The sequence below is a fragment of the Neobacillus niacini genome, assembly GCF_023715415.1.
GTDB lineage: Bacteria > Bacillota > Bacilli > Bacillales > Cytobacillaceae > Neobacillus > Neobacillus niacini_C.
In genome coordinates this window covers 1-256 of sequence record NZ_JAMBOB010000089.1, presented here as the reverse complement: position 1 = coordinate 256, position 256 = coordinate 1, and the positions used below count along the sequence as shown (strand labels likewise).

Here is a 256-nt window from a genome sequence, read left to right as displayed (position 1 = left end):
GAGAGAAAACTAAAGTGGCTTTTTCTCGGTTTTACTTTGACTTCTTCTTACGATTATCTAGTTTTCAAGGAACGATTAAAAAAAGCTTTGAGAGAATTACTCCCTCAAAACTAAACAAACAAGTAACGCCAACGTTTTATCAGTCCGTCAAGGACTGCATTATCCTTAGAAAGGAGGTGATCCAGCCGCACCTTCCGATACGGCTACCTTGTTACGACTTCACCCCAATCATCTGTCCCACCTTAGGCGGCTGGCT

General features: G+C 42.6%; 1 rRNA gene. It reads right to left on the bottom strand.

The window, feature by feature from the left end:
• Positions 1-169 precede the first annotated feature (169 nt).
• Positions 170-256 (bottom strand): 16S ribosomal RNA (locus M3189_RS26705); the annotation flags it as partial.